7 protein-coding genes are annotated in these 6342 nt (G+C 56.0%); 5 read left to right on the top strand and 2 right to left on the bottom strand.

Going from position 1 to position 6342, the window contains the following annotated elements; genetic code table 11:
• Both KYK14_RS21175 and KYK14_RS21170 read right to left on the bottom strand, forming a co-directional pair.
• Positions 1-212 (bottom strand): TPM domain-containing protein (locus KYK14_RS21175; RefSeq protein ID WP_219161669.1); only part of this gene is annotated, 212 nt, incomplete at its 3' end.
• An 83-nt stretch (positions 213-295) separates the two neighbouring features.
• Complete coding sequence (locus KYK14_RS21170; protein WP_187318606.1) at positions 296-874, bottom strand: LemA family protein; 579 nt, start codon at positions 872-874, stop codon at positions 296-298.
• 184 nt (positions 875-1058) lie between these two features.
• On the opposite strand from KYK14_RS21170, the gene KYK14_RS21165 reads away from it, so the two are divergent.
• The 5 genes from KYK14_RS21165 to tnpA all read left to right on the top strand — a co-directional run bounded on the left by KYK14_RS21165 (position 1059) and on the right by tnpA (position 6327).
• On the top strand, positions 1059-2060 hold the full coding sequence (locus tag KYK14_RS21165) for a sugar phosphate nucleotidyltransferase (RefSeq protein ID WP_185282202.1): 1002 nt from the start codon (positions 1059-1061) through the stop codon (positions 2058-2060).
• Positions 2061-2181: 121 nt separating this feature from the next.
• Positions 2182-3549 carry a hypothetical protein gene (locus tag KYK14_RS21160; protein ID WP_219161668.1) on the top strand — a complete coding sequence of 456 codons (1368 nt, stop codon included), beginning with the start codon at positions 2182-2184 and terminating at the stop codon, positions 3547-3549.
• Positions 3550-3638: 89 nt separating this feature from the next.
• Complete coding sequence (locus KYK14_RS21155) at positions 3639-4031, top strand: hypothetical protein (protein WP_219161667.1); 393 nt, start codon at positions 3639-3641, stop codon at positions 4029-4031.
• Positions 4032-4326: 295 nt separating this feature from the next.
• Positions 4327-5772, top strand: coding sequence for a hypothetical protein (locus KYK14_RS21150; protein WP_219161666.1), 1446 nt, complete (start codon positions 4327-4329; stop codon positions 5770-5772).
• Positions 5773-5898: 126 nt separating this feature from the next.
• A complete protein-coding gene (gene tnpA, locus KYK14_RS21145) occupies positions 5899-6327 on the top strand; it encodes an IS200/IS605 family transposase (protein WP_219161665.1) in 429 nt (142 codons plus the stop codon).
• The last annotated feature ends 15 nt before the right edge of the window (positions 6328-6342 follow it).

Here is a 6342-nt window from a genome sequence, read left to right as displayed (position 1 = left end):
GTTTGCCAGGCCAGATAAAACAGTACGCCGTTGCGCTGAGCCGTTTTGTGCATGCCCAGCTCGGCAAACACCTGCGCGGCCCGATCCAGTGGCTCGGGAGTAGGGCAGGTGTCTTCCAGATGTACCCGAATTTCGCCCGAGGTAGTAAGCTCGGCCTGTTGAATGGCGGCAATCAGGCTGGCTTCCTGCTCCGCGGTGAGTGGGGTAGTCATAAATAAGCTGTTAGCTGATGGCTGTTAGCTGATAGCTTTTCCAATCGGAATTAAGCTAACACCCAACAGCCATCAGCTTACTTTTAAAACTGAACGGTAGGCGCTTTCTGCGAAGCAGCATCTGCCTCAAAGTACGGCTTCTCGCTGAACTTAAATAGCCCCGCAAACAGGTTCTGCGGGAAGGAGCGGATGTAGGTATTGTAGTCCTGCGTCACAGTATTGAACTTGTTGCGCTCCACGTTGATGCGGTTTTCAGTACCCTCAATCTGCGCTTGTAGCTCCTGGAAGTTGGCGTTGGCTTTCAGATCGGGGTAGTTTTCCGATACAGCCAGCAGGCGGCCCAGTCCGGCGCTTACCTGGCTTTGGGCCTCTTGGAACTGCTTTATCTTCTCAGGAGTGAGATTATCAGCCGATACTTGCACGCTAGTGGCTTTGGCACGGGCGTTTATCACGTCGGTCAGAGTTGATTTCTCGAAGTTGGCGGCACCTTTCACGGTGTTCACCAGGTTCGGAATCAGGTCGGCGCGGCGCTGGTAGCTGTTCTGCACCTGGGCCCACTGTGTTTTCACGGCCTGGTCTTTCTCAACCATCGTGTTATAGCCGCACGACGACTGCGAGAGCAGCACGACCAAGCCAAAAAAGTAAACTAAAAGGCGTTTCATAGAGAGTAGGGAGTAAGGATGAAAAAAGGAGAGAAGACTGAAACGTAAAACCTGAGGCTAGGGGTGGCGGTTTGCCTAACGAGCCATAAGTTGGTGCAACGTACGCATTCGGCCCATAGCAGTTGCCGCATCGTGCTACCGCTGGGTTTGCTACTTTGCAAATCGTACGCTTTTTCCCCTTTGCATGAAAGCCATAATTCCTGTTGCTGGTATTGGTTCGCGCCTCCGTCCGCACACGCACACCCAGCCTAAGTCGCTGGTACCCGTGGCCGGTACGCCCATTCTGGGGCATATTATTGACCGAGTAGTGGCCGCCGGCGTCGAAGAGTTTGTGTTTGTGATTGGCTACCTGGGCGAAAAAATAAAGCGCTACGTGCGCCGCCACTACCCCGCGCTGCGCGCCGAGTTTGTGGTGCAAGACCCCCGCGAAGGCATTGCGCATGCTCTTTGGCTGGCCCGCGAGCAGTTCCGCCACGATGAAGATGGCGTGCTGATTCTGCTTGGCGACACCATTGTAGACGTCGACCTAAAGGCGATTTTGGAAACATCCGGCTCTATCCTGGCCGTGCAGGAAGTGAAAACGCCCTCCATGTTTGGCCTGGTAGAAACCGGTCCCGGCGGCCGCGTGCTGAAGGTGGTGGAAAAGCCCCGCATCCCAAAATCGAACTACGCCATGGTAGGGCTCTACAAACTGGCGCACCCCGAAGTGTTGGCCGGGGCCCTAGAGCGCCTGATCGACGAAAACCTGCGCACCTACGATGAATTTCAGCTCACCGATGCACTCATGCTGATGATTCAACAGGGCGAAGAGATGATGACCGTTACGGTAGACAGTTGGTTTGACTGCGGCCGTAAGGAAACCCTGCTGGAAGCCAATGCCCGCCTGCTGCGTCGCCCCGATGCCATGCGCCGCCGCGAGTACCCCGAGTTTGCCAATACCATCATCATTCCGCCCGTTAGCATTGGCAAGGACTGCCAGATTTCCAACTCCATCATCGGCCCCAACGTGGCTATCGGCGACAAAACCATCATTCAGCATACCGTTCTTAGTGACTCCATTATCGGCTCCTACAGCGAGTTGCGTCAAGCCGTAATGCACGACTGCATCGTGGGCAGCGACTCGTCATTCCGTGGCCTAAATCATAGCCTGAATATTGGCGACAACACGGAAATAGACTATAGTTAGTCTGTTAATTTCGCTTCGAGTATAAAATTTTCCTAATATCCCATCGTTCCTACACAACCTGCCGCCTTGCGCGACAGTACGCAAGGTTGCGGCTTCGGCCGACAGTCTTTACCTTGGTTCGATGCACCTGACTCTCTCCTCCCGCTTTCTACCGGCACTAGTGGCCGCCACCGTACTGCTTTCGGGTTGCTACTCCCGCGAGGACATGAAAGGCGAAACCGGCACCGCCGAAACGGCCGCGGCTGTTGAAAAGCCTGCTACTACCAAAACACCGGCTGCGGCGGAAACAGCAGCAGCGGCCCCTACCCAGCCGCTGACGCAAGCCAACGTGTTTCTGGAAGTATCGGGCTCGATGGAAGGCTTCATGCCCAAAACCGGCGCCGACGCGCAGAATACGCAGTTTCAGCAGCACGTGGCGCAGTTTTTATCGGACTTGAACCGCAGCTCGGCGGTGCGGCAGAAGACGTTTTATCGCATTAAGGAGAAGCCCTACCGCGACTCCTACCAGCAGCTTTCCCAGACTGTGCGTGGCGGCATTCGGGAGGCCGCCAGCAGCACCAGCATCCCGGCCATTCTGGATACGCTGGTAAGCCATTACTACCAGCCCGGCGCCGTGAGTGTGCTGATTTCGGACTTCATCTACGCCCCGCCCCGCACCGGAGACCAGGCCTACGTCAAAACTGACATCACCGACGCCCTAAACAGCACCGGCCGCCCAGACCTAGCCGTATCGGTCTACGGTTTCACTTCTGATTTCAAAGGGGCATTCTACCCCGCGCTGAAAACCGGTGCCAAGCGCATCAACAATTGCTGCGACACGCCGATTCCGTACTACATCTGGGTGATGGGTCCGGCCGATGCCGTGCGGCAGTTTGATGCGGCGCTGCTTACAAAGCAGCCGGGGCAGCAGGCGCATTTCGGGGTGACGTACCCTACGCCGCCGTCGTCCCTACTCAGCCGCTTTCAGAATAAAGGCGCTTGGTACTATGGTGATGCGGGCGCCAGCAAGCGCGCCGCTGGCGCTACCTACCACACGGTGGCCGTGCAGGAAGCCTCGGCCACGCAGCCCGTGGAGTTTGTGGTGGGCTTAGACTTGAAAACCCTACCCGCCGCCTACCGCAATGTGGCCTACCTCAAGCAAAACCTGCAACTCACAGGTCAGGACACCGACGCGAAAGTTGCCGATGTATTTGCCGCCAACGCGCAGACGCAAAACAGTAGTGGCCCCGAAAGCCAATACTCGCACTTCGTGAAGGTGCGCCTCACGCGGCAGCCCCGTGCCGCCCGGCCGTTGCAGCTCCTGCTTAACCACCGCCGCCCAGCCTGGGTAGGACAGTGGACTACCCGCAACGACAGCAATATCAACCAGGTAGGCGCTAAAACCTTCGCCCTCAGCAGCCTCCTCGACGGCGTAGCCGCCGTGACGAGCGACGAGCAAGACGAAGCGCCCGTCTTCACGATTCCGTTCACCTTGCAACCGGGCGAGTAGAACATAGCCTCTAGCTTCGTGCATCGCTTGCGCAGCTTTTATCCGTACATAGCCTAACAAAACGCGCGGTATCCGCTTCGCGCTACCCTATGAAAAGTCTCTTCCGCTTTCTCTACGAGCTTATCGGCACGCCGCAGCCGTCCTCGGAAATCCCTGTCTACCGCGACGTAATTTTCCCTAACGTTGGTCTGGTCACTATCGGCGTATCCTTAGCGCTGGTGCTGATTTTCTATTACCTCATCAACCGCGCGATGGGTGTAGCCACCTTCAACAAAACTGGCAACTGGGCACTGTTCCTCATCCTGAATGCGCTGATTGCGTTTGGGGTAGTCATCTGGCAAACCAATGCGCAGGCGGTGGCCTCGCACTCTTATATATATTGGTTGGCCACGTTCAACGCGTTCTACGGACTGCTGTGGTTTTTCTTGTTCTCTGTTATTCTGAAAGGCGGCTCGCGCAACGCGAGTACGACACCGTTTTAGAAGGTAAAAACTGAAAAGCTAGCAAACTAGCTTCCCTCCTTTTTTTAAGGAAGAGTTTGGGGTAGTTCAATCGTTGTTTCCTCTGTCATCCTGAGCTTGCGAAGGACCTTTTCAAGTAAGAACGATTGTCGTTCACTGACAAACCTGACGTGAGAAGGTCCTTCGCAAGCTCAGGATGACAGAGGAAACAACTAAACAACATCAGCAACGACGCCAACCACCCCAGTTGCTGCCGACGCGGCAACATCCCCTCCTTAGCGAAGGAGGGGAGCTTCGTTCAACGACTTTCATCCTTATGGCTAAACTCTTTTTATTCGGTATTGGCGGCACGGGCTCCCGCGTCATTCGCTCGCTCACGATGTTGCTGGCGGCGGGCGTAGAGCTGCCCAACTGCGACCGGGTGGTGCCCATCATCATCGACCCCGACGCGCACAACGGCGATATGAACCGTACGGTGGCGCTGCTCAAAAGCTACCAGCAGATCTACAACAGCCTGGGCCAGCGCGACGAAGGGTTTTTTCGCACCAACATCAGCACGCTGAGTAGTATTTCGCAGGACGTGAACGGGTCGGTGAAGGACACGTTTGTGTTCGACTTCGGCGGCATCAACCAGAGCTTCCGGCAGTATTTGCACTACGACCAGTTGTCCGTCGATTCGAAGGCGCTGGTGGAGCTGCTGTTCACCCAGGACAACCTGGAGAGTCCGCTTACCATTGGCTTCCGCGGCTCGCCCAACGTGGGCTCGGTGGTGCTGAACAAGGTGGTGGAGTCGCCGGAGCTGCGCTACTTCGCCGATAACTTCCAGGAGGGCGACCGGGTGTTTTTTGTGTCGAGCATCTTCGGTGGCACGGGCGCGGCAGGCTTCCCGCTGCTGCTTAAAAACCTGAAGGACAACAACACGCGCCTCAGCAACGCCCGCTACCTGCGCGACGCGCCCACCGGCGCCGTAACGGTGATGCCCTACTTCGCCCTGCAATCGGAGGATAATGCCATCATCGAGTCGAACAACTTCCTGACGAAGACCAAGGCGGCGCTCAGCTACTACGAGCACAACCTGCAAGGCCTCGACGCCCTCTACTACCTCGCTGATACACCCGACACGCCCTACGAAAACCAGCCCGGTGGCACGCAGCAGCGCAACAAAGCCCACCTCATTGAGCTGTTGGCAGCCCTGAGTATTGTGGACTTCATGCGCTACCCTACGGCGGAGCTGCGCTCCGGTCCGCACTTCCACGAGTACGGTCTAGAAAGCGACGCGCCTGAAATTCAGTTTGCGCACCTACCCACGGAAACCCGCGAAATCGTGGCCGAGCGCCTCACGCAGCTGCTCTACTTCTCGCGTTACCACAAGCAGCACCTGCCCACCGATAAGGCGCCCTACTTCGATACCCTGAACCTGGACTACGCTCTGCGCAACGAGCCCATCTTCAAGGAACTGAACACCTTCCTGCACAGCCCCGAGATCGGGGTAGACGAGTGGCTAAAGGAACTGGCCCAAAACCGTCGCGCCTTCCGCCCCTTCGACCTCAGCACCGACGACTTCAACGCCATGATTCTCGGCAAACCCGTGGAGAAGAAATGGAACGAGTTCTTTAACAAAGGTCTCAGTCATAACTATTTCCTCAACAAACTCAATGACGCTTCCAAGAGCAATGCCGAGCCGGATAATTTCCGTAAGCTACTGGCGCTGTTCTATGACGTGACGGAGAAGGGGTTTGAGGAGAAGGTGAAGGTGGTGTAACGCGGGTGCGCGGGTGTCCCAGGGTTGAAACCCTGGGCTACGGAGCGGAATAGGAGAGGCTGCAATACAGAACCGCTGCTTAGCCCAGGGTTTCAACCCTTGGAAATAGGAAAATGACTAAATACCATGAGCCACGTCTTCCAATCCTTGTGGGTACATGTAACGTGGGCTACCAAAAACCGGCAGCCGTGGCTCACGTCAGCGTTGAAACCACCTTTATTTTCTCAGTTGCGCACCATTGCCGAAGCCGAAAACATTCGACTGGATTTTCTAAACGGTGTGTATGACCACGTGCATTGTTTGCTGGCGTTACGCACCACAGATCGGCTCGACCTGACTATGCAGCAATTGAAAGGGAAAAGCGCCCGTTGGGTGAATGAGCACCAGCTAACGGAGCACGTATTTGCGTGGCAGAATGGGTACGGTGCTTTTTCCGTGAGCCCGTCGCATGTAGAAAGAGTACGTAATTATATCCGAAACCAGGAAAAACATCATCAAGAACAAGACTACTGGCAGGAAATGGAAATGTTAGAGAGGATGGCACGGGTACCTTAACGTCCCAGGGTTGAA

The sequence above is a fragment of the Hymenobacter profundi genome (assembly GCF_019334315.1).
In the GTDB taxonomy this organism is placed as follows: Bacteria; Bacteroidota; Bacteroidia; order Cytophagales; family Hymenobacteraceae; genus Hymenobacter; species Hymenobacter profundi.
Note: the sequence above shows the minus strand (reverse complement) of the source record. Positions and strands in the feature narration are given on the sequence as shown.